Annotated in this window: 24 protein-coding genes; 11 read left to right on the top strand and 13 right to left on the bottom strand. The window is 65.9% G+C overall.

The window, feature by feature from the left end:
* The first annotated feature begins 28 nt into the window (after positions 1 to 28).
* Entirely contained in the window at positions 29 to 1,189 is a 1,161-nt protein-coding gene (locus GRI99_RS03695; protein WP_160770612.1) for a DUF418 domain-containing protein, read from the top strand.
* A gap of 71 nt (positions 1,190 to 1,260) precedes the next feature.
* Complete coding sequence (locus GRI99_RS03690; protein WP_160770611.1) at positions 1,261 to 1,536, top strand: hypothetical protein; 276 nt, start codon at positions 1,261 to 1,263, stop codon at positions 1,534 to 1,536.
* Between the two features lie 82 nt (positions 1,537 to 1,618).
* Here GRI99_RS03690 and GRI99_RS03685 read toward each other — a convergent pair whose 3' ends face one another.
* From GRI99_RS03685 to GRI99_RS03675, 3 genes are all read right to left on the bottom strand, one after another.
* Positions 1,619 to 4,117 carry a TonB-dependent receptor gene (locus tag GRI99_RS03685; RefSeq protein ID WP_160770610.1) on the bottom strand — a complete coding sequence of 833 codons (2,499 nt, stop codon included), beginning with the start codon at positions 4,115 to 4,117 and terminating at the stop codon, positions 1,619 to 1,621.
* Positions 4,118 to 4,352: 235 nt separating this feature from the next.
* Positions 4,353 to 4,814: a nuclear transport factor 2 family protein gene (locus GRI99_RS03680; protein ID WP_160770609.1), complete on the bottom strand. Its 462-nt coding sequence runs from the start codon at positions 4,812 to 4,814 to the stop codon at positions 4,353 to 4,355.
* A complete protein-coding gene (locus GRI99_RS03675; protein ID WP_160770608.1) occupies positions 4,811 to 5,506 on the bottom strand; it encodes a nuclear transport factor 2 family protein in 696 nt (231 codons plus the stop codon). The genes GRI99_RS03680 and GRI99_RS03675 overlap by 4 nt, the downstream gene beginning before the upstream one ends.
* A 71-nt stretch (positions 5,507 to 5,577) precedes the next feature.
* Between GRI99_RS03675 and GRI99_RS03670 the strand changes: the two genes are divergently transcribed.
* From GRI99_RS03670 to GRI99_RS03650, 5 genes are all read left to right on the top strand, one after another.
* Positions 5,578 to 6,522, top strand: coding sequence for an SDR family NAD(P)-dependent oxidoreductase (locus GRI99_RS03670; protein WP_160770607.1), 945 nt, complete (start codon positions 5,578 to 5,580; stop codon positions 6,520 to 6,522).
* A gap of 12 nt (positions 6,523 to 6,534) precedes the next feature.
* Entirely contained in the window at positions 6,535 to 7,155 is a 621-nt protein-coding gene (locus tag GRI99_RS03665; protein ID WP_160770606.1) for a hypothetical protein, read from the top strand.
* 76 nt (positions 7,156 to 7,231) lie between these two features.
* Positions 7,232 to 8,113, top strand: a complete 882-nt coding sequence (locus GRI99_RS03660) for a dienelactone hydrolase family protein (RefSeq protein WP_160770605.1) — start codon at positions 7,232 to 7,234, stop codon at positions 8,111 to 8,113.
* Positions 8,114 to 8,172: 59 nt separating this feature from the next.
* Entirely contained in the window at positions 8,173 to 8,754 is a 582-nt protein-coding gene (locus GRI99_RS03655) for a hypothetical protein (RefSeq protein ID WP_160770604.1), read from the top strand.
* A gap of 79 nt (positions 8,755 to 8,833) precedes the next feature.
* Entirely contained in the window at positions 8,834 to 9,349 is a 516-nt protein-coding gene (locus GRI99_RS03650) for a YybH family protein (RefSeq protein WP_160770603.1), read from the top strand.
* A gap of 3 nt (positions 9,350 to 9,352) precedes the next feature.
* On the opposite strand, the gene GRI99_RS03645 is transcribed toward GRI99_RS03650, so the two are convergent.
* The 10 genes from GRI99_RS03645 to GRI99_RS03600 form a co-directional block, all read right to left on the bottom strand.
* Entirely contained in the window at positions 9,353 to 10,300 is a 948-nt protein-coding gene (locus GRI99_RS03645) for an alpha/beta hydrolase (protein ID WP_237438087.1), read from the bottom strand.
* Positions 10,301 to 10,389: 89 nt separating this feature from the next.
* The gene (locus GRI99_RS03640; RefSeq protein WP_160770602.1) at positions 10,390 to 11,193 is read right to left on the bottom strand and encodes a CmcJ/NvfI family oxidoreductase; all 804 of its coding nucleotides are present in this window, start codon (positions 11,191 to 11,193) and stop codon (positions 10,390 to 10,392) included.
* A 6-nt stretch (positions 11,194 to 11,199) separates the two neighbouring features.
* The gene (locus GRI99_RS03635; RefSeq protein ID WP_160770601.1) at positions 11,200 to 12,198 is read right to left on the bottom strand and encodes an aldo/keto reductase; all 999 of its coding nucleotides are present in this window, start codon (positions 12,196 to 12,198) and stop codon (positions 11,200 to 11,202) included.
* 64 nt (positions 12,199 to 12,262) lie between these two features.
* A complete protein-coding gene (locus tag GRI99_RS03630; RefSeq protein ID WP_160770600.1) occupies positions 12,263 to 12,703 on the bottom strand; it encodes a hypothetical protein in 441 nt (146 codons plus the stop codon).
* 89 nt (positions 12,704 to 12,792) lie between these two features.
* The gene (locus tag GRI99_RS03625) at positions 12,793 to 13,749 is read right to left on the bottom strand and encodes a Gfo/Idh/MocA family oxidoreductase (protein WP_160770599.1); all 957 of its coding nucleotides are present in this window, start codon (positions 13,747 to 13,749) and stop codon (positions 12,793 to 12,795) included.
* A 118-nt stretch (positions 13,750 to 13,867) separates the two neighbouring features.
* On the bottom strand, positions 13,868 to 14,782 hold the full coding sequence (locus GRI99_RS03620; protein WP_160770598.1) for a class III extradiol dioxygenase subunit beta: 915 nt from the start codon (positions 14,780 to 14,782) through the stop codon (positions 13,868 to 13,870).
* A gap of 1 nt (position 14,783) precedes the next feature.
* The gene (gene ligA / locus GRI99_RS03615) at positions 14,784 to 15,209 is read right to left on the bottom strand and encodes a protocatechuate 4,5-dioxygenase subunit alpha (protein ID WP_160770597.1); all 426 of its coding nucleotides are present in this window, start codon (positions 15,207 to 15,209) and stop codon (positions 14,784 to 14,786) included.
* Positions 15,206 to 15,526: a DUF2218 domain-containing protein gene (locus tag GRI99_RS03610; RefSeq protein WP_160770596.1), complete on the bottom strand. Its 321-nt coding sequence runs from the start codon at positions 15,524 to 15,526 to the stop codon at positions 15,206 to 15,208. Before GRI99_RS03610 ends, ligA begins: the two co-directional genes overlap by 4 nt.
* Entirely contained in the window at positions 15,523 to 16,548 is a 1,026-nt protein-coding gene (locus GRI99_RS03605; RefSeq protein ID WP_160770595.1) for an amidohydrolase family protein, read from the bottom strand. Before GRI99_RS03605 ends, GRI99_RS03610 begins: the two co-directional genes overlap by 4 nt.
* Complete coding sequence (locus GRI99_RS03600) at positions 16,545 to 17,423, bottom strand: NAD(P)-dependent oxidoreductase (protein ID WP_160770594.1); 879 nt, start codon at positions 17,421 to 17,423, stop codon at positions 16,545 to 16,547. Before GRI99_RS03600 ends, GRI99_RS03605 begins: the two co-directional genes overlap by 4 nt.
* 138 nt (positions 17,424 to 17,561) lie before the next feature.
* Here GRI99_RS03600 and ligK point away from each other — a divergent pair, with 138 nt between their 5' ends.
* The 4 genes from ligK (at position 17,562) to GRI99_RS03580 (ending at position 20,645) form a co-directional block, all read left to right on the top strand.
* Positions 17,562 to 18,236 carry a 4-carboxy-4-hydroxy-2-oxoadipate aldolase/oxaloacetate decarboxylase gene (gene ligK / locus GRI99_RS03595; RefSeq protein WP_160770593.1) on the top strand — a complete coding sequence of 225 codons (675 nt, stop codon included), beginning with the start codon at positions 17,562 to 17,564 and terminating at the stop codon, positions 18,234 to 18,236.
* A gap of 5 nt (positions 18,237 to 18,241) precedes the next feature.
* Entirely contained in the window at positions 18,242 to 19,315 is a 1,074-nt protein-coding gene (locus tag GRI99_RS03590; RefSeq protein ID WP_160770592.1) for a 4-oxalomesaconate tautomerase, read from the top strand.
* Entirely contained in the window at positions 19,312 to 20,199 is an 888-nt protein-coding gene (locus GRI99_RS03585) for an amidohydrolase family protein (protein ID WP_160770591.1), read from the top strand. The genes GRI99_RS03590 and GRI99_RS03585 overlap by 4 nt, the downstream gene beginning before the upstream one ends.
* A gap of 104 nt (positions 20,200 to 20,303) precedes the next feature.
* On the top strand, positions 20,304 to 20,645 hold the full coding sequence (locus GRI99_RS03580) for a hypothetical protein (protein ID WP_160770590.1): 342 nt from the start codon (positions 20,304 to 20,306) through the stop codon (positions 20,643 to 20,645).
* Positions 20,646 to 20,689 lie beyond the last annotated feature (44 nt).

Below are 20,689 nucleotides of genomic sequence, written 5' to 3'. Positions count from 1 at the left end.
ACACCCTGCAACAGACGGGGTGCGCGGGGTGAACGGCCGGATATCGATGGTGGATGCCCTGCGCGGCTGGGCGCTGCTGGGGCTGTTCCTGGTCCACTGCGTAGAGCGGTTTGCGCTCTACCGGCTGGAGCCGTGGAACGACGATACACTGCGCCTCATCTTCGCGCTTTTCGGCAGCAAGAGCTTTGCCCTGTTCGCCATGCTGTTCGGCTTTTCCTTTGCCACGATCATGGGCAATGCCCGCGCGCGGGGGACCGATTTTACCGGCCGGTTCATCTGGCGGCTGGTGCTGCTGCTGGGCTTCGGAACGCTGCATGTGGCCCTGTTCCGGGGTGAGATCCTGCAACTGCTGGCCGTGGTGGGCCTGCTGATGATCCCGTTCGACCGGGTGAAGAGCGACAGGGTGCTGCTGGCCGTCGCCATGGTGGCCTTCCTGCAGGTGCCGCTGCTGGCGCGCATGGTGGGCGCGGCGCTGGGGCAGGGCTGGGCCGCCATGCCGCTGTTCCCCGCCCCGCCGGATGACCTCACAACGCTGACCACCGGCACCTTCTGGCAGGCAACATGGGAAAACCTGACCCGGGGCAACGTGGTCAAGTGGTCGTTCTATATCGAGCGCGGCCGCGCGATGCAGATCGTCGGCCTGTTCCTGGTGGGCATGGTCATCCAGCGGCGTGGCTGGCTGGCGCGGGCTGACCGGCACCGGCTGGGCTGGGGGCTGGTGCTGCTGGGCGGTGGGGCGCTGGGCCTGCTGGGCCGCGATCTCGCGCTGCTGGTGGCTGACCTGCTGCCCGGCCTGCCCGGAGACCGGCACGCGGCCAACGCGGGCATGATGTGGTCTATGCTGGGCTGGACGGCGGTGCACGCGGCGGTGTTCGTGTTTGCCTGGCAAACGCCGGTGCAGCGCCTGCTGGGCTGGCTGGCCGCACCCGGGCGGATGACGCTGACGCTGTATATCGGCCAGTCGGTGCTGATGGCCCCGCTGCTCTATGGCTGGGGGCTGGGCCTGTGGGACGCCTTCAACCCCACGGTGATGGCGCTGGCGGGGCTGGTGCTGTTTGCGCTCCAGGCGCTGGCGGCGCGGTGGTGGTTCGCCCGCTTTCGCTATGGCCCGATGGAGTGGTTGTGGCGGGCGGGCACGCTGGGCACCTGGGCCGTGCCCAACCGGCTGGCTGCCGCCAACGCCCGATGAATGCGGGAACAAGGCTTTGTTAAGCACGTTTTCGTAAGGTCGGGTGACGACAGCGAAAACGGATCAAAGCCATGGCAACGGCGTTCCAGGTTCCTTCCCAGTTGGAGATCACGGCCCAGTGCGATTGCGCGGGCGAACAGGTGGCGCTGGCTATCACCGCATTGCGCACCGATGGCTGCGAGGTGGAGGCCACCGGCCCCTGGCACGGTGACTGCGATTTCCTGCGGCTGGTGATCGATGGCCGCATCACCATCAACGGCCGGTTGCAGTGGCGGCGCGGCAACCGCGCGGGGATCGGCTTCTTTGGCCAGATTCATCCGGTGGTGGTGAACCAGCTCACCCCCTGAACTTTTCAGTCAGGCAAAACGAAAGGGGCGGCCCGCCAAGGCCGCCCCTTCCTGTTTGTGGCATCTGCCGCCGGTGGGGCGATCAGAAGTCCTTGCGCACGGTCAGCGCCCATTCGCGCGGACGGGCCGGCGCGCCGATGCGGCCGCCGTTGTTGTTGCGTTGGTCGAACACCGAGTAGAAGTAATAGGAGTCGAACAGGTTGGTCACTTCCAGCGCCACCGACAGGTCACGGTCCTCGTTCCGCCAGGTCAGGCGGGCATTGGCAACCGTGAAGGCCGGCAGGAACTGCGCCAGGCGGTTCACGCCGGTGCCGTCATAACCGGTGAAGGTCACGTCCTGGTGGTTGACGTCGAAGCGCGGGGTGAGCGAGCCCGAACCGCCCAGGTCGATTTCGTATTGTGCGCCGATGCTCCACTTCCACTCCGGCATGCCGGTGCCTTCGTCGGTGATCAGGATCGGCGGCGTCACAGTCTGGTAGGTAAAGTCGATGTAGCTGACCGACCCGTCCAGGCGCAGACCGTCGACCGGCTCGGCGTTCATTTCCAGTTCCAGGCCCTTGATCCGCGCGTTGCCGCCATTGATGCGGCAGGCCGACGGGGTGGCGAAAACGGCATCCACGCCGGCCGCCAGAGGACAGGGGCTCACGCCCACCTGGATATCGTCGTACTCGTTCTGGAAAGCCGAGACGTTCACCCGCAGGCGGCGGTCGAACAGGTCGGACTTGAAGCCGATTTCATAGGCGGTCAGCGTTTCCGGCGCGAACGACAGCAACTGGAAAGCGTTGAACGGACGCGGGTTGGAACCGCCGCCCTTGAAGCCGGTGGACACCGAGGCATAAGCCATGAACGCGTCGCTGAAGCGATAATCCAGTGCCACGCGCCAGTCGATCTTGTCGCCCTGGTAATTGGCTACTGCGCCGGTCAACGCCTTGCCTTGCGCAGGAACCTGCGGACCTACCGGGATGTTCAGCGTGTTGGGCCCTTCGAAGCCCGGGCCATATGCGGCGCCGAACGGATCGAGGAACCGGTTGATCGTGCCGTCCAGGTTATACCGGAAATAGTGCTGGTCCTTGGTTTCCTCGGTGTACCGGATGCCCGCGTTGAGGTTCAGGTCAGGCATGATTTCCCAGCCGACGTTGGCGAAGACCGCCTTGGCATCGGCCCCAACCGTATCCGGCTGACGGAACTGCAGCGCATTGGTGGGCAGGTAGCGCAGATCCTGCACCGAATCGTAGACCGAGGACTGCTCGAAGTAATAGGCGCCCAGGGTCACGAACAGCGCATCGGTCAATTCAGCATTAAGCCGCAGTTCCTGGCTGAAGCTCCAGTTGCTGAGGTTGTTGATGCCATAGCCGGTCTGCGCCGGCGAGATGTCGCCATCAGCAAAGAACTGGGTGTCGAATTCGCGATAGCCGGTGATCGAGACCAGTTGCAGGTTGTCGGTCAGGTCCAGGTTGCCCTGGCCCGAAACGCCCCAGCCGCGATAGCTGGTGGTGTTGTCGCCGTTCACGGCCGACAGCTGCTGGTTGGTGGCCAGGCTGCCGTTGAACACGCCGGCCGTGTGGCCGTCGACCTGGAAGTTGCAGAACCGGCCGCAAACGAAGCGGTCATCGAACGGCAGGCCGCCCGGGGTCCGCACGTTGGCGCTGGTCTTGGCGCGGGTGGAAATCAGCACCTGGCCCGAACCGGTCCGGTGATCGTCGGTATAGTCGGCGATCAGGGTGTAATTGAAGCTGTCCGACGGTTCCCAGCGCAGGATGGCGCGGCCAGCCTGGTAGTTGGTGCCGCCAAGGCGGGCAACGCGGCAGTTGTCGGTGAAGATGCGGCGAGCTTCGCCACCGGCGGGGTTGCGCGGCACGTTGGTGGTACCGTTGAAGAAAGTGGCGCTGCCGCCGGCCGGATAGACGCAGCCGAAATCGAGCTGGTCGACATAGCCGTCCTGACGCTTGGACACGCCCGAAATGCGCATGAACAGGTTGCTGGTCAGCGCAAAGTCCGCCGCGCCGCGCAGCGAGATGCGGTCGCGCGAGCCATAGCTGCCTTCCACCATGCCGCTGGAATCGCCGTTGGGCATGCGCGAGTACATCTTCACCGCGCCGCCGATGCTGTTGCGGCCAGACAGGGTGCCCTGCGGCCCGCGCAGGATTTCCACCCGGTCAAGGTCCAGCGTGTCAAAGATCGCGCCGGTCAGCGAGGGGTAGTAGATATCGTCGATGTAGATGCCCACGCCCGGCTCGTATGCCGGGTTGAAGTCACCTTGGCCGATGCCGCGGATGCTGGCGGTGACCGAGGGGCCGAAAGCCGCGGTCTGCGGGCGGATCTGCACGTTGGGTGCGCTGTCGGCGATGGTGGCCAGGTCGGTCTGGCTCTTGGCTTCCAGGATCTCGGCCGTCACGGCGGTGATCGCCAGCGGGGTATCCTGCAGGTTCTGTTCGCGGAACTGCGCCGTCACCACGATGGTGTCGCCGCGCTCGTCATCTTCTTCGTCCTGCGCCCAGGCGCTGGTGCTGCTGAGTGCGATTGCCGAAATGCCCAGCGCAAGCCAGGTGCGCGCCGCGCGGCGCGGTGTGCGGTATGCCATTATTCCCACCTCTCCCTATTCAGGGCGACCTTCTTTTTGTCGCCGTCCCGTTACAAGTTGATACATCAACCGCAGCGAAGATCAATTCCGTGCGGTTAAATTTGTCGGACAAACGATCTGCCGCGTAAGCGTTTTCAGCAAGAGTGCTGCAAGGGCGCAACACCCATGCGGACAACCTCCGCCTGCTCCGCATGGCGGATGACGGCTGGCAGGCGGAATCCCTCAGTCCTGCGGGCTAGAACATCCCGTTGGCGTTCTTTGCCGCGGCCGGATCGGGCACTTCCTGCATCACGTCCCAATGCTCGACGATATAGCCGCGCTCCACCCGCAGCAGGTCCATGATGGCATAGCCGCGCGTGCCCGCCTCGCGCTGGAAGCGGAAGTGCACGGCCACCAGGTCCGCATCTCCCCAAACCACCCGGCGCACCTCGTGCCCCAGGTCAGGCAGGCGGGCCATGCTCGCCTGCATCATGGCCAGCGTGGCGTCGCGCCCGGTGGGGGCGTTGGGGTTATGCTGGATGTAGTCCGGGTGCATCCAGCAGGTGAAGGCATCGACCGGATTGTCGTCCACGTAGAACAGCTGGATGAACCGCTCGGCCACCTGGCGGGTGGTGAGGGCCTCGCGGCCCGCCGTGTCGCGCGGGTCGAAGGGGGGTGCCTGCCAGTCCCACGGCAGGGCACCCTCTGCCGGCCTCATTTCACATCCCTGGCCAGCGCAATCCCGAACTTGGGGTGGGCGAAGTGCATCGGCACGTCCTGGCGATAGGGCCAGGTCTGCCGGTGCTGGCTGGCGGGCAGCAGGCGGTCCGGGCCAAGCGGGTCTTCGGGGAAGGTCTTCGTGGCCGGCTGCAGGTGGGCGGTGGTGTGGGCCCAGCCTTCCTCGTAATTGCCCTGCCATTGCATCATGTAGTCGAGCCGCTGGATCTTCCACACGCCGTCGACCCGCACATAGTCGTTCTCGTAGATGCCCGCTTCCATGAACTGCTGCGGCATCATCTCCTCGCGCGTGTCCTGGAAATCGTCGTGCCAGCCGCCCAGCAGGATGCCGTGGAAGCGGCCCTTGGCGGTCTTGCGATCGGGCGCCACGGTGATGATGTCCTGCATCTGGAAGTGGTCGAGCAGCAGGCCGTTGACCGGGCCGGGCTTCCCGCCGGTGAAGCGCCCGGCGATCCAGTCGCCATAGAGCCGCTTCACGCCGGCGTAGCCCACATATTCGCCGCTGAGGAAGACCACGCAGCCATCCTCGGCAAACAGGTCGGCCACTTCGTCCGGACGGTTGAAATCGATGTAATAGCCGTAGGCCCAGTGCAGGCGGCGGATGGCGGCCATATCCTCCAGGATGCCAACGCGCTGCTCAAGCTCGGCCAGACGGCCTTCCAGTTCACTCATTCTCGACTCTCCCGACATTCTTTGTATGCAATACTAACGAACGATAACATCTTGGCGAGAGGATTTGGCAGGTGGCTGACTGGAACGGCGCGAATTACCGCGAGCAATGGGCGGGCCGGGTGGCCTTCATCACCGGCGCGGTCAGCGGGCTGGGGCTGGGCGTGGCGCAGGCCTTTGCCGATGCGGGGATGAAGCTGGCACTATCCTATCGCAAGGAGGCCGATCGCGCCGCTGCCGCCGCCTGGTTCGCTGCCAACGGGCACCCGGAACCGCTGTTCGTGAAGCTGGACGTGCAGGACCGCGCCCGCTGGGCCGAAGTGGCCGAGGAAGTGACTGCCCATTATGGCGAGGTCCACGTGCTGGTGAACAACGCCGGGGTCAGCGTGTTTGGCCCGACAGACGAGGCCAGCCACGCCGATTACGACTGGATCATGGGCGTCAACTTCGGTGGGGTGCAGAACGGCCTGGTTGCCTTCCTGCCAAAGATCAAAGCGGCCAGCGGGCGGCGGCACGTGACCAACATTGCCAGCATGGCCGCTTTCCTGCCGGGGCCGCAGGCGGGCATCTATACCGCCAGCAAATTCGCCGTGCGCGGCCTCACCGATTCGCTGCGCTACAACCTGGCTCCGCACAGGATCGGCTGCTCGCTGGTGTGCCCGGCGCTGACGAAGACCAACGCCGGGATCAGCGCGCTGGGCCGCCCCGATGATATCGGTGAAAGCGGCTTTCCGCCCGTGCCCGAGGAGACGCTGCGCCAGTTCGGCACCGCGTTCGAGGAAGGGATGGAGCCCTACGTGGTCGGCTGCAAGATCCTTGCCGGCATGACCCGCCAGGACGGCCTGATCCTGACCCACCCGGAGCACGGGGTGGACCTGGCCGAGGAATACATGAAGCAGGTCCGCGCCCTGCCGGTGGAAGAATGCCCGCCGGGCCGCGCCCATATCGAACACCTGCGGCGCGAGGCGGGCAAGGCGGCGGATGCCGGCCTGTTCATCCACATGGATGACCTGACCTGAAGCCACCTGCCGATGCTGCGCCGCGACCTGCTGCCTGCCGCCTTCGACCGCTATGCCCGGGTGGGCGAGCTGGAGTTCGCCCTGTTCGAGGATGCCGATGGCACGCCGGAGGCGATCGTCGAGGCGGTGCAACAGGCCTTACCATCCGGGGCCAGCTTCGATGGCGCGCGGCTGTTGCAACTGGGCAGCCGGGTGATCGATCAGACAACATTCTTCGGCGATGCGCTCAGCATCGACGGGCGTGACCTGATCCGGCGGGGCACCTGGTGCACGGCCGATGGCCAGGAACTGACCGATCCCACCTTTCGCCAGCTAGCAGGCCGGCTGGTGGTCAGCGGCGGCAGCGGCTGGCCCGATCCGGGTGCGGGCGGCAATTTCGCCCATGCCTTCTGCCGCCCGGTCCATGGCCCCGGTGGCGATCCCTTGGAATGGCAGCAGATGTTCGACGCCATCCGCGCCGTCCTACTGCCGCCCGCCACCCCGGCGGAAATCCGCGACTGGACCAGTCCGCAACTGGACCAGGTTTCGGACTATTTCCGCCCGGGGCTGGAATGGTGGGGCGTCTACCTGTTCAGCGTGTACCTGCCGCAATGGCGGCAACTGGCGATCGTGCTGGGATCGGCAACCGACTGATCATACCTGCTGGACGCGCGCCCCTGCTCTGGTATCTTCGCGCTCACAAAATGGGGGTTAGCAGGAGAGGTTTCCCATGTGCGATCAGGACACGTTTGCATCCGTTCCGCTGAAGGCCAAGGGCGTCACCCGGCGTGAATTCGCCCGCATCGGCGCTGTCGCCGGGGCTGGTGCGCTGGCCGTGGGCAGCGGCGCGGCGGCGCTGGCGCAGGGCCGGCTGGGCGAGAAGGAAGTGAAGTTCCCCGCTCCCGGGGGCACAATGGACGGCATGTTCTTCTATCCGCGCGAAGGCAAGCATCCGGCGGTGATCCTGTGGCCGGATATCGCCAGCTTGCGCGATGCGCCGCTCTCCATGGGCCGGCAACTGGCGGCGGAAGGATATGCCGTGCTTGTCGCCAACCCGTACTATCGCAGCGTGGAAGGCCAGCAGTTCGACGATTTCGATGACTGGCGCAGCAACAACGGCATGGCCGAAGTGCAGCCGTGGATGGCCGCCAACACCCCCGCCGCGATCGCCGAAACGCACGTGGCCGTGGTCGAATGGCTCGACCGGCAGGACGAGGTGGATACCGACAAGGGCATCGGCGTGCAGGGCTACTGCATGACCGGCGGCTGGACCATCCGCGCCGCCGCCGCCGTGCCGTCGCGTATCAAGGCCGCTGCCAGCTTCCACGGCGGCGGGCTGGTGGGCGCGGCCGAGGATGCGCCCGTCAACCTGCTCGACAACATGGCCGAGGATGCGCGCGCGCTGATCGCCATTGCCCGCAATGATGACGCCCAGGCCCCGGGTGACAAGGACGCGCTGCGCGCCGCCGCCACCGCAGCGGGCCGCAACGTGGAGATCGAGGTCTACCGCGCCGATCACGGCTGGACCGTGCCGGACAGCCCATCGTTCGACGTGGACGAGGCGGACCGCGCGTGGGAACGGCTGCTGGCGCTCTATTCGGCTGCCCTGTGATTTCTACGCGACCGGCGGGGGCGGCCCTTGCGGCTGCCCTTGCCGGCGCTTTCCTGCTGTTGCCGTCAGCCGCTTCGGCGCAACATGCCCCCACCCCGCAGGCCCCGCCCGCGCCCGATCCCGCCGGGCTGGCGGCAGGCTTTGATGGCGTCCTGCTGGCCTGCGAAAGCTGGGTGCTCGATCCCACAAGCTGGAGCGGCGCGGAAGGCATCGCCCCGCTGGTGGAACTGACCGGGCTGGGCGCGCGGATCTATCCCGTGCCCGGCGTGATCGATGCCGCGCTGCCCCCGACCGAATTCCGGCGGGCCAACCACTTTTTCCGCGTGGATGCCACGGCGGGCGAGGGGTTCTATCTCGTCGTGTCCGATCAGGTTCCCATGTGTCACATCACCGGCGGCGGGGTGAACGCGATGGGCGAAGTGGTGGAGCAGGTCCTTGTCTCGCCCGCCTTCCGGCACCGGTGGGACAACACGGGGGTTGAGGAGGGGGATGGCGTGATCAGCACGCAGTATCGCCACCGGCTGGTGCCGCAGATGGAACTGGTGGTCAGCCGCCAGCACGCCGGTTCGGCCAACGACCTGGTGCAGGTGGTGGCAACCGCCCAATATGACCCTGACGGGGTGCAGACGCCCGATCGTTGATTTTGTCCTGCGTCAAGGCGGTGTCGCGGCGGCCACCCTATCCCCCATGCAAGACAGACACGATCCCGGGGGACATGCCATGAAAATCAACCGTTTCACCGCACTCAAGGCCGCGCTGGTGCTGGCACCTGCCTTGCTGCTGGCCGCATGCGGATCGACCGATCCGGCCGAATCGATCGAAGCCATCCGCCAGACCGAGCAGGCGCAGCTCGATTCCATCGCCGGCAAGGACCTGGTGGGGGCCGTGCGCCTCTATACCGACGATGCCCGGCTGGTGCGGCCCGATGGCAGCGTGCTGCAGGGCGGCGAGGCGATTGCCGAAGCTTATGGCGACCTGATGGAAGATCCGAACTTCCAGCTCACTATCGAACCGCAGGACGGCTGGGCCGCCGAATCGGGCGATCTGGCGGTGCTCACTTCGGCGGTCAGCCTGACAACCACCGATGCGGCCACCGGCCAGCCGGTGACCCAGCAACTGAGTAGCGAGACTGTGTGGACCCGCGCCACCGGGGCCACGTGGAAGATCGTCTCGGCCTATACCGCCCCGGCAGCGCCCGCAGCCGCTGCACCTGCCGAGGCGACAGCGGCGGAGTAATCCTCAGGGGTAGTTGCGCCACTCGATGGTGGCTGCGGGATCGGTGCACAGGCGGCAGTTCGCGCCCGTAAAGGTGCGGGCCGCCGCCATGTCGCCGCGCAACTGCCATTCCAGCCAGTCGACCACGATGAAGGCGTTCCGCCCGCCGTTCGGCTCGTGATAGGTGCCGCCGTGGCCGGTGGGGGTGTTGACCCAGGCCACCGGCACGTGGGTGATGCGGTTCACATCGTCCAGGCCGTTGGCATAGGCGATGTCCGTCTCCCCGCCGTCGAGGTAGATCACCGGGGTGTGCAGGGCAAGCAGCCCTTCCTTGCGCAGTTCCATGCCGCCCAGGCGCGGGCCATCATCCGGCAGCAGGCCGGAATTCTGCACCACGATGGTATCGAGGCGCGGATCGCCCGCCACGGTCAGCGCTTGCACCCCGCCGCAAGAGAAACCCCCGGCGGCCAGCGCGTTCTCGTCGATCAGGCCGTGATAGGGGCTGCCGGCGCGGGCGTTCTCGGAGAGGGCCCAGTCCAGCCCCTGGGTGAGCTGCATTGCCTGCGTGGGGCTGGGGCTGGGTTGGCCCGGTGTCACGTTGCGCGGGGGTTCGGGTGCGGCCAGTGCATTGGGGCCGCTGCGCCACTTGCCCGGCGCGATGACGATGTAGCCATAGCTGGCGATCTGGGCCAGGTGGAAGCGGCTGGACGTGCCATCCGCCGCGCAGCCGCCATTGCCCCACACGAACACGCCAAGGCCATTGGGGCCGAAGGCAGACAGGTCTGCCGGGCGATAGACCACGTGATCGGGCAGGGCGTCGACCACTTCGGTGACCGCCGGATAGGGTCCGTCACCCCGGGTATCGGGCAACTGGTTGATGCGCGCCATCATCTGCTCGAAACTTTCCTCCTGCGCCACGGCAGGGGCAGCGGTCAGGGCACAGGCCAAGGTGGCCAGCAGCAGCTTTCGCATCGTCGAAGTCTCCCATTGCGGTATCGTTATGCCGAACAGGGATAACGATTGCACGCTCGGCTGGCCAGAGCGCTCCGCCCAGCGGGAAATCAGCCGAACCAGTAGGCCGTGCCGCGCATTTCCAGGCTTACGCGGGGCGGGCAGCCCGGCGGCGCCAGCGGGTTGTCGAACGCGCCGTGCGGCATCAGCAGCGGACGCGCCGGATCGCTTTCGCTGGTGACGAAGACCAGCGCCTCGCCCGGATGCATGTCCGGGTAGTAGAACCAGCGATGGCCGGGCTTTGCCTCCAGCAGGTAGTTCTCGAACGACCATTCGGGCGCGCCGGGCGGATCGAAGATCGCATCGCACACGATCAGGTCATCCAGCGCCAGCGAATCGAACGCGCACAATGCCAGCGGCACGTCCTGCGGCGGGGGGCTGAGCACACGCCACACGTTGTACTGCACGCTGCGGGCAATCGTGCGCCCTGCGGGAGCGCCCCTGTCGCGCGCGGCCCCGGCGGCGGCAATCGACATGTCGACATGGACGAAGCGCGCGGGGTGCGAATTGTCGTGCGCGTCATTCTGCCCGGCGCGTTCGGAAAAGCGCAGGATGCCGCGGCTGAAGATGTCCACATGGTCGCAGCCGGACACCTGCGTGAGAAGCTCGGCAATCTCGCCGGCGTGGACAGTTGCCACCTGCTCCAGGTCGGTCAGGTCCGCCACCTCCGACCTGTGCTCCACCAGCGTGAAGCCTTCCTTTTCCAGCGAGCAGCTGGCCGCGCGCGCATCGCGGATCAGCACCTCGTGCGGGGCCAGCGGGACGAAGTCCTTCTCGTGCGCGTTGGCATAGAAATAGGGGCGCTTCTCGGTGCGCTGCGAATAGCCGATCCGGGCGCGGACATCCTGCGGCATGGGCCTTTACGCCTCCTCGAATTCCTCGGTGTCGATCGTGGGCTTGATCGCATCGTGATAGCGGTGGCCGCGCACGGTCTGCTGGTTGATCAGCGTGCCTGCCGCGGCCAGCACATCGGCCGCAATGTCCAGCGTGGGCGTGGCCATGTTCTCTTCCAGGTGGGCAATGCTGGTGGTGCCGGGGATCACGTGGCAGTGCTCACCCTGCGCCAGCACCCAGCCCAGCGCCAGTTGCGCAGGCGTGAGGCCGTTGTCGCGGGCGAGCTGGTTGAACCGGTCGATCAGCGCCAGGTTGTGCGGCCAGTTATCGGCCATGAAGCGGGGCATCTGGTGGCGCAGGTCCTGCTCCTCAAGGCTTGCCGGATCCCGCAATACTCCTCCCAATGCGCCGCGCCCCACCGGGCTGAAGGCGACCAGGGCTATGCCCAGGTCCGCGCAGGTATCGCGCACGCCCAGTTCCACGTTGCGCGTCCACAGCGAGTATTCCGGCTGGGCGGCAGCGGGCACGTGGATCGCGGCGGCCTCGCGGATATGGGCGGCGGACCATTCGGACACGCCATAGCTGCGGATCTTGCCCGCCTCGATCGCGCGCACCATCGCCCCCACGCTGTCGGCCACCGGCACCTTGGGATCGAACCGGTGCATGTAGAACAGGTCAAGGTGATCGGTGCCCAGCCGCTGCAGTGTGGCATCCACGGCGGCGGTGATGGTGGCGGGCGAGCAATCGACCCCGCGCTTCGGTCCGTCGACCACGATGCCGCACTTGCTGGCCAGGAAGTATTCGCTGCGGCGGTGGCCTACGGCGCGCTGCAGCAGTTCCTCATTCTTGCCGCCACCATAGATGTTGGCTGTGTCCAGGTGGTTGCAGCCCAGGTCCAGCGCGCGGTTCAGCAGGCGCGTGGCATAGGCTTCATCGGGCGGTGTGCCATAGGCCCACGAGAGGTTCATGCAGCCCAGCCCGACAGGGTTGAGGGCGGTTCCGGCGATGGTGCGATGTGCGAACATGGGCGCAGCGTTACACGCGCGCGGGCGCGGCTGGCAACGGGTTTGGGGGGCCTGGAGGTGTCTGTCAGCCCAGCGCGGCGCGCGCGTCGGCCACGAAGGCGATCACCGCCTGGTCGATGCCGTGAGCCGCCTGGCGATAGGCGGCTGGGTCGGCCTCGATCCGGTCACCTTGCCAGCGCAACTGGTGGTTGGTGATGCGGGTGCGCAGGGCATCCAGCGCGGTCTGCATGTCCACGAACAGCGTGCGATCACCGAAGATCCGCTCGTCCTCGCACATGGCCAGCAGCAGGGTGCCGCATTCGGTGGTAAAATTGTAGCGCAGGCTGACGATCTGCGCGCCGGAACCATCGCCGCCGCGCAGGGCAGCCTCGCCCAGTTCGCGGTTGATCGCTTCCATCCGGTCGAGCGAGGCCTCCACCGCCGACGCGGCAGGCGCAGCCGGCATGGCCAAGGCTTGCGGCGTGGCGCCGGTGGGTCGCTTGATCAGGGATGACAGGTCGGTCATGCCCGCCAGCATAGCGGGAAATGGTTAACGCTTTGCCCGGCACGATCGCCGGGGCGGGCGGTAAGTTGCCGCCCGCCCCGGAGTTCGGATCAGGACCAACCGTCCTGCGCTTCCAGGCTGGCGGCCAGTTCGCCGATCACGCGGTAGCAATCCAGCACCTGCTGGACCGAGCTGTTCGGCTCGCGCCCTTCGCGGATCGCGGCGATGAATTCGCGGTCCTGAAGTTCGATGCCGTTGTTCGACACGGTCACGCCGGTCAGGTCGATCGGCTCTTCCTTGCCGGTGACGAGATCGTCATAGCGGGCGATGTAGGTGGCGGTATCGCCGATGTAGCGGAAGAAGGTGCCCAGCGGGCCATCGTTGTTGAACGACAGCGACAAGGTGCAGATCGCGCCGCTCTCGCTCTTCATCTGGATCGACATGTCCATGGCGATGCCCAGTTCCGGGTGCTTCGGCCCCTGGATGGCATTGGCGGTAACGATCTTGCCCGCCTGGTAGGCGAACAGGTCGATCGTGTGTGCGGCGTGGTGCCACAGCAGGTGGTCGGTCCACGAACGCGCCTCGCCCTTGGCGTTCATGTTCTTGCGGCGGAAGAAATAGGTCTGCACGTCCATCTGCTGGACGTTGAATTCACCACCCACGATCTTGTTGTGCACGTACTGGTGCGACGGATTGAAGCGGCGCGTGTGGCCGACCATGCAGACAAGGCCCGTCTCTTGGCTCTTCTTCAGCACTGCCTCGGCATCGGCCCAGCTATCGGACAGGGGGATTTCCACCTGCACGTGCTTGCCAGCTTCCATGCAGGCAATCGCCTGCTCGGCGTGCATCTGCGTGGGGGTGCACAGGATCACCGCGTCCACATCGTCGCGGGCGAGGGCTTCGGACAGCTCGGTGCCCGAATGCTTGGCGCCGTACTTGGCGGCCACTTCCGCGGCCTGTTCGGCGCGGCGGCTGATGATCGAGGTGATTTCCACCCCGTCGATGTTCTTCAGGCCATCAAGGTGCTTTTCGCCAAAGGCGCCGGCACCGGCGAGTGCGATACGCATATGTCATTTTCTCCTTCGAGAACTCGTCATCCCAGCGAAAGCTGGGATCGCTTGCCGCAGAGGCCGGGCCTTGCCGAAAGCGATCCCGGGTCAAGCCCGGGATGACGCCAATTTCCAGTTACTCTGCCGCCGCAGCCAGGCTGTGGCCGGAATGGACCACGCGCGGGTTCAGCGGCTCGCCGGCGGTTTCCTCCGGCTGCAGGATCATCGCGCCCAGCGCGGTGTTGGACGCGGGGATGTGGTAGAAGGTGTACAGGTCACGCACCTTGTCACCCAGCGCGCCGCGCATGATCAGCCACATCACCAGCTCGATGCCTTCCGAACCTGCCTCGCGCAGGTACTGGATGTGCGGCATGCGGCTGAGCGTTTCCGGGTCCTTGATCAGCATGTCGATGAAGTTCAGGTCGAACTCCTTGTTGATCAGGCCGGCGCGCGGGCCCTGCAACTGGTGGCTCATGCCGCCGGTGCCCCAGACGTGGACATTCAGGTCTTCCGGGAAGCTTTCCACTGCGGCCTTGATGCTGTCGCCCAGGTTGAAGCAGCGGCGGCCCGAGGGCGGCGGATAGGTGACCACGTTGACCGGGAAGGGGATCACCTTGCACGGCCATTCGCTCGGCTCGCCAAAGACCATGCTCAGCGGCACGGTGCAGCCGTGGTCCACCTTCATGTCGTTGAAGATGCACATGTCGAAATCGTCCAGGATCAGGCTCTGGGCGATGTGCCAGGCCAGGTCCGGGTGACCGATCACGTCGGGCACCGGGCGCGGGCCCCATCCCTCGTCCGCCGGGGCGAAGCTTTCCGCGCAGCCGATCGAAAAGGTGGGGATCACGTTCATGTCGAAGGCGGTGGCGTGATCGTTGTACACCAGCACGATCACGTCGGGCATGTTGCCGGGTTCGTAGATCCACTTCTTGATCGGCTCATAGCCGTCGAACACCGGGCCCCAGTAGTCGTTGCCCTTGGTGCCGGTCTGGATCGCGGCGCCCAGCGCCGGGATGTGGCTGGAGGTGATGCCTGTGGTAACGCGGGCCATCTCAATACTTCTCCTTGATCGAGCGCACGCCTTCGGGCGAGCGGCCGCCATTGATCATCATCTGGGCATATTCTTCCGGGGTCATGCCGGTCATGGAGCCGGCAGCGGTCTGGAAGCTCTGGCCATCGGCGGAAAACAGCTTGGACAGAAAGTAGACGTTGCCGCCTTCATCGATCATCGCGTTGTAGTCGCGCGCCAGCACGGCCTTCTTCGCGGCATCGGTGAGGTTCCAGTTTTCCAGGTAGGCGGCGTTGTCCTCCTTGAACTTCTGGCGGTTCTCTTCCTTCATCAGGCTCATGGCGAACTGGTTCAGCCAGTAACCCTTGCGCGCGCGCTGGGCGGTGAACACGCGGGTGCCGGGGATGTCGTCGAATTCCGCTAGGTAGGCGTGGATGTCGATCCGCTCTTTCTTCTTCTCGTCGCTCATTGGTCTTTCCATTCGTAGGTCAGCGGTGCCTCGCGGAAGGCGAAGCGGTCGATATGCTTTTCCACCACCTCGCGCATGCGGATGTTCTCCGCCTGGTCTGCGGTGGTGAGGGTGATGCCGATGCCGCCGTTATGCGCGGTCATCACGCAGTTGGTGTGTTCCGAAAAGGGGAACACGCCCATCCCGTCGCCCTCGTCGTAAGACGTGGCGTACTTGTGCCCCCAGTGGCTGACGAGCTGCTGGATATAGCGCTCGGGCTTTTCGCAAGGCGCGAAGCCGGTGGAGGTGAAGCCGCCAGAAGATTCTTTGGCCGTCACTTTCCGCGGGCCTTCAACTGCGCGTCAAGCCGCGGGAACACCCGGCGGGCATTGCCTTCGAAGATCATATGGCGCTCGTGGTCCGAGATATCCAGCGCATCGACATAGCGCTTGGTATCATCGAAGTAGAAGCCGGTGGTGGGGTCGATCCCGCGCACCGCGCCCACCATTTCGCTGCCGAACAGGATGTTCTTGTTGTCGATCACGTCGGCCAGCAGGTTCACGCCCGGCTGGTGATAGACGCAGGTATCGAAGAACACGTTGTTCATCAGGTGGGTGCTGAGGTCCGGCTTCTTCAGCATGTCAGCCAGGCCACGATAGCGGCCCCAGTGATAGGGCACCGCGCCGCCGCCGTGCGGGATGATGAAGCGCAGGGTGGGGAAGCGGCTGAACAGGTCACCTTCCAGCAGTTGCATGAAGGCGATGGTATCGGCCGCGATGTAATAGGCGCCGGTGGCGTGCATCGCCGGGTTGCACGAACCCGACACGTGGATCATCGCCGGCACGTCCAGCTCGCACATCGTCTCGTAGAACGGGAACCAGTACTCGTCGGTCAGCGGCGGGTGCTTGAAGTGGCCGCCGCCGGGATCGGGGTTCAGGTTGCAGCCGATGAAGCCCATCTCCTCCACGCAGCGGCGCAGTTCGGCAATCGGCGCGCTCATGTCGCTTTCGGGCGATTGCGGCAGCATGCAGACCGGCGCGAACACGTCCGGATACAGCCCGGCCACGCGGCCGATCAGGTCGTTGCACACCTGCGCCCACTTGATCGCCACGCTGCGATCACCCACGTGCGGGGCCATGGCGCTGGCGCGGGGGCTGAAGATGGTCATGTCGGCCCCGCGCTCGCGGATCAGGCGCAACTGGTTGGCCTCGATCGTCTCGCGGATCTCGTCATCGGAAATCGCCGGATAGGGCGGGCACTCGGTCCCGGCCTTGAAGGCGGCCTTCTGCTCCTCGCGCCAGGCGTCATGCGCCTTGGGCAGGACCGTGTAGTGGCCGTGGCAATCGATGATCATGGTCATTTGGCGGCGTCTCTCTCTTTGATTGCGGCCAGCTTGCCTTCAAGGCTTTCGGGCGGCGGTGCAAGGCCCAAGTCGCCCAGTTGCTGCTGGCGGCGGACGGTATTGTCGGTCATCAGCGGGGCGATGCCAAGATCGCGCAGCATGGCGGCGCTTTCCGCCATTTCCGCGGCGCGGCGACGCCCATGATGGAGCATGCGATCGAGGTTGTAGTCGGCCCGCTCGCGCCAGGACACGTGCTTCTCGCTCGCGTCCAGGCTGGCCAGCACTTCGTCCAGCACACCGGCTTCGCTGGCGGCAAACACCATCTCGGCCGTGAGCGCTTCCAGCCCCTTCACCATGACGCTGCGGCACAGCTTGATCGCGCTTGCCTGCCCCACATTGTCGCCCACAACCCGCGTCTTCGCAAAGCCCAGTGCGCGCACCAGCATCATCGCTTCCAGTGCATCCGGCCCGGCAATCAGCAGCGGCACGTTGAGGCGAGCAGGATCGACCGGGGCCATCACCGCCACATCGCTATAGCGGCCCCCGTGTGCGGCAATGGCGGCGGCGGCGCGTTGCTTGGTGCCCGGCGCAACCGAGTTCATGTCAACGAAGAAGGCCCCTTCCGGCAGCAGCGGGGCCACGGCCTCGGCAGCAGCCACCGCCTGGTCTGCCGTGACCAGCGACAGCACCAGTTGCGCGCCCGCCACGGCATCGGCCACCGTGGCGCAGGGTAGCACCCCGCAGTCCTCCATCACGGCCATGCGGGCGGGCAGGATATCGAAGGCGCGGGCGTGGCCATCCCAGCCACCGGCGCGGGCAAAGGTGGACCCGGCCTCTCCGAAGCCGATCACTGCCACCTGCGGGCTGCCAAGAGGGTCTTGCGAGTCTGTCATCTCCCGCGCGCGGCCTACACTTTGTATGCCTTGCTTACAAGTTTGCGCGCGCCAAAACGTCCACCGGTCTTGACGAAAGGGCCGCGCATGGCCCACCGGACTTGGCGACGGCTATCACGCGAAAGGGAGACTCAGCGCATGTCCGGTATCGTTGTCCAGAACATCCAGCGGGCCGACCGCGAAGTGGTTGAGGCGCTGGGCCGCTGCGGCGTGGCCACGGTCCACGAATCGCAAGGGCGCACGGGCCTCCTCGCCAGCTACATGCGGCCGATCTATGCCGGCGCGCGCGTGGGAGCCAGCGCGGTCACCATCAGCGTGCCCCCGGGCGACAATTACATGGTCCACGCCGCGATCGAACAGTGCCAAGACGGCGACATCCTGGTGATCGCGCCGACTTCTCCCTGCGAGGACGGCTATTTCGGTGACCTGCTGGCAACCAGCGCCCAGGCGCGCGGCTGCAAGGGACTGATCATCGATGCCGGCGTGCGCGACGTGCGCGACCTGACCGAGATGAACTTCCCCGTCTGGTCCAAGCGGATTTTCGCGCAAGGGACGATCAAGGCCTCGCTCGGCAGCGTGAACGTGGACGTGGTCTGCGCCGGTGCCTACATCCGCCCGGGCGATGTGATCGTGGCCGATGACGACGGTGTGTGCGTAGTCCGCCGCGAGGATGCCGAGACCGTGCTGAAGGCCGCGCAGGCGCGCGAAGCCAACGAAGGCAGCAAGCGCGAGCGGCTGGCCAGCGGCGAACTGGGCCTGGACATGTATGGCTTCCGCCAGAAGCTGACCGACATGGGCCTGAAGTGGGTGTAACCGCCATGCGTTCTGCACCGTGCATGTGGATGAGGGGCGGCACGTCGAAAGGCGGCTATTTCCTCGCTGACGACCTGCCCGCCGATACGGCGGAGCGCGACGCTTTCCTGCTGGCCGTGATGGGCAGCCCCGATCCGCGCCAGATCGATGGCATGGGCGGGGCCGATCCGCTGACCAGCAAGGTGGCCGTGGTCAAGACAAGCGAGCGGGAGGGGATCGATGTCGATTACCTGTTCCTGCAGGTCTTCGTGGACCAGGCGATCGTGACCGACGCGCAGAACTGCGGCAATATCCTGGCGGGGGTTGGTCCCTTCGCCATCGAGCGCGGACTGGTGATGCCCACCGGCGACGAGACTGCCGTTTCCATCTACATGGAGAACACCGGGCAGGTGGCCGTGGCCACGGTGGAAACGCCCGGTGGGTTCACCGGCCAGCATGCGGTAAACTATTCAGGAAGCGCGAGAATTGACGGGGTGCCCGGCACCCATGCGCCGGTGCCGGTGGAGTTCCGCGACACCGCGGGGTCAAGCTGCGGCGCGCTGCTGCCCACGGGCAATGCAGTGGACGTGATCGAGGGCGTGGCCTGCACGCTGATCGACAACGGGATGCCCTGCATCGTGATGGCTGCCGCCGATCTTGGCGCGACCGGATACGAGACGCGCGAGGAACTGGAAGCCGAGGGTTTTGCGGAGATCCGCCGCAAGATCGAAAGCATCCGCCTGGCCGCCGGCCCGCTGATGAACCTGGGGGACGTGAAGGAAAAGTCCGTCCCCAAGATGTTCCTCGTTTCGCCGCCAAAGGATGGCGGGGCGATCTGCACCCGCAGCTTCATCCCGCACCGCGCCCATGCCACCATCGGCGTGCTGGCGGCGGTGACCGTGGCCACCGCCGCGCTGATCCCCGGCTCGCCCGCCGCCAAGGTGGCGGTGATTCCCGAAGGCCAGCGCAAGACGCTGTCGGTGGAACACCCGACCGGCGAGATGACCTGCGTGCTGACGCTGGGCGATGATGGCCAGGTGGCCAGCGCCGCCCTGCTGCGCACCGCCCGCAAGCTGATGGATGGAACCGTTTTCGCATGACCACTGATCGCATCACTTCCTGGCACCCCAACCCCAGCAAGCCGAAGTTCACCCCGCCGCCGGGTGCGGTGGACGCGCACTGCCACGTGTTCGGGCCGATGGACCCGTTCGGCTTCTCGCCCAAGGCCAAGTACCTGCCCGCCGATGCCGGGCCGGACATGCTGTTTGCCCTGCGCGACCACCTGGGATTCTCGCGCAACGTGATCGTGCAGGCGAGCTGCCACGGCACCGACAACGCCGCCACGCTGGATGCCATCGCCAAGAGCAACGGCAAGGCGCGCGGCGTGGCCGTGGTCGATCCGGACATTTCGGAAGAGGAGCTGGCCGCGCTCCACGCAGGCGGGATGCGGGGCATCCGCTTCAACTTCCTGAAGCGGCTGGTGGACAACGCGCCCAAGGACAAGTTCCTGGAAGTGGCCAGCCGCCTGCCGAAAGGCTGGCATGTGGTGATCTATTTCGAGGCCGATATCCTGGAGGAACTGCGCCCCTTCATCGATGCCATCCCCGTGCCGGTGGTGGTGGACCACATGGGCCGGCCTGACGTGCGCCAGGGGCCGGACGGGCCGGACATGCAGGCCTTCCGCCGCCTGCTGGAAAGCCGCGACGACATCTGGTTCAAGCCCACCTGCCCGGACCGGCTGGATGCCATCAAGGAAGGCGGCATGGGCGATCCGTGGGACAACTTTGCAGCAGCGATTGCCCCGCTGGTGGCCGATTACCCCACCCGCTGCATCTGGGGCACCGACTGGCCGCACCCGAACATGGAAACCGAGATCCCGGACGATGGCCACATCGTCGACATGATCCCGCGCATCGCCCCCACGGCCGAATTGCAGCAGGCCCTGCTGGTGGACAACCCGATGCGGCTCTACTGGGCGGATTGAGCGGCGACCCATCCGGAAGCCGGATACCCTACAAAAGGCGATCGAGCCGCTGACGATCACTGGCTAGGTGGCACCCTGGGTTCCTCGGGGCGGGGTAATTTAGAGTGCTGAAGAATCGACCAACAGCCAGCTTGGGCGGGCTGGTGTTCCTGCTGATGCTGTCAGGCTGTATCCAGACCGACCAGCAGCGCAGCGCTTCATGCGAAAGCGGGGTGGCCGGGGATATCTTCGTCAATTCGCGCTACTGCGACAATGTGGAGCGGTGGTGCGATGGGCTCAACTACGCCCACCAGAACATCCTGTTCCTTAACCGGACCGACGTGGCCGCGGCGGTGAGGATCTCTTACAGCGACGGATCGTCCGAAGAGCGGCTGATCCCGGCGCATGACAGTTATCACGTAATCAAGTCGCTTGGCACCGGTGCGGAGGTAGTGGCGCAATGTTGAGCCGGTCGATGATGAAGATGACGTTGGGAGCGTTTTGCGCGGCA

The organism is Alteraurantiacibacter buctensis (assembly GCF_009827655.1).
Lineage (GTDB): Bacteria > Pseudomonadota > Alphaproteobacteria > Sphingomonadales > Sphingomonadaceae > Alteraurantiacibacter > Alteraurantiacibacter buctensis.
The sequence above is the reverse complement of the archived record's forward strand: the minus strand, read 5'-3'. Positions and strand labels throughout refer to the sequence as shown.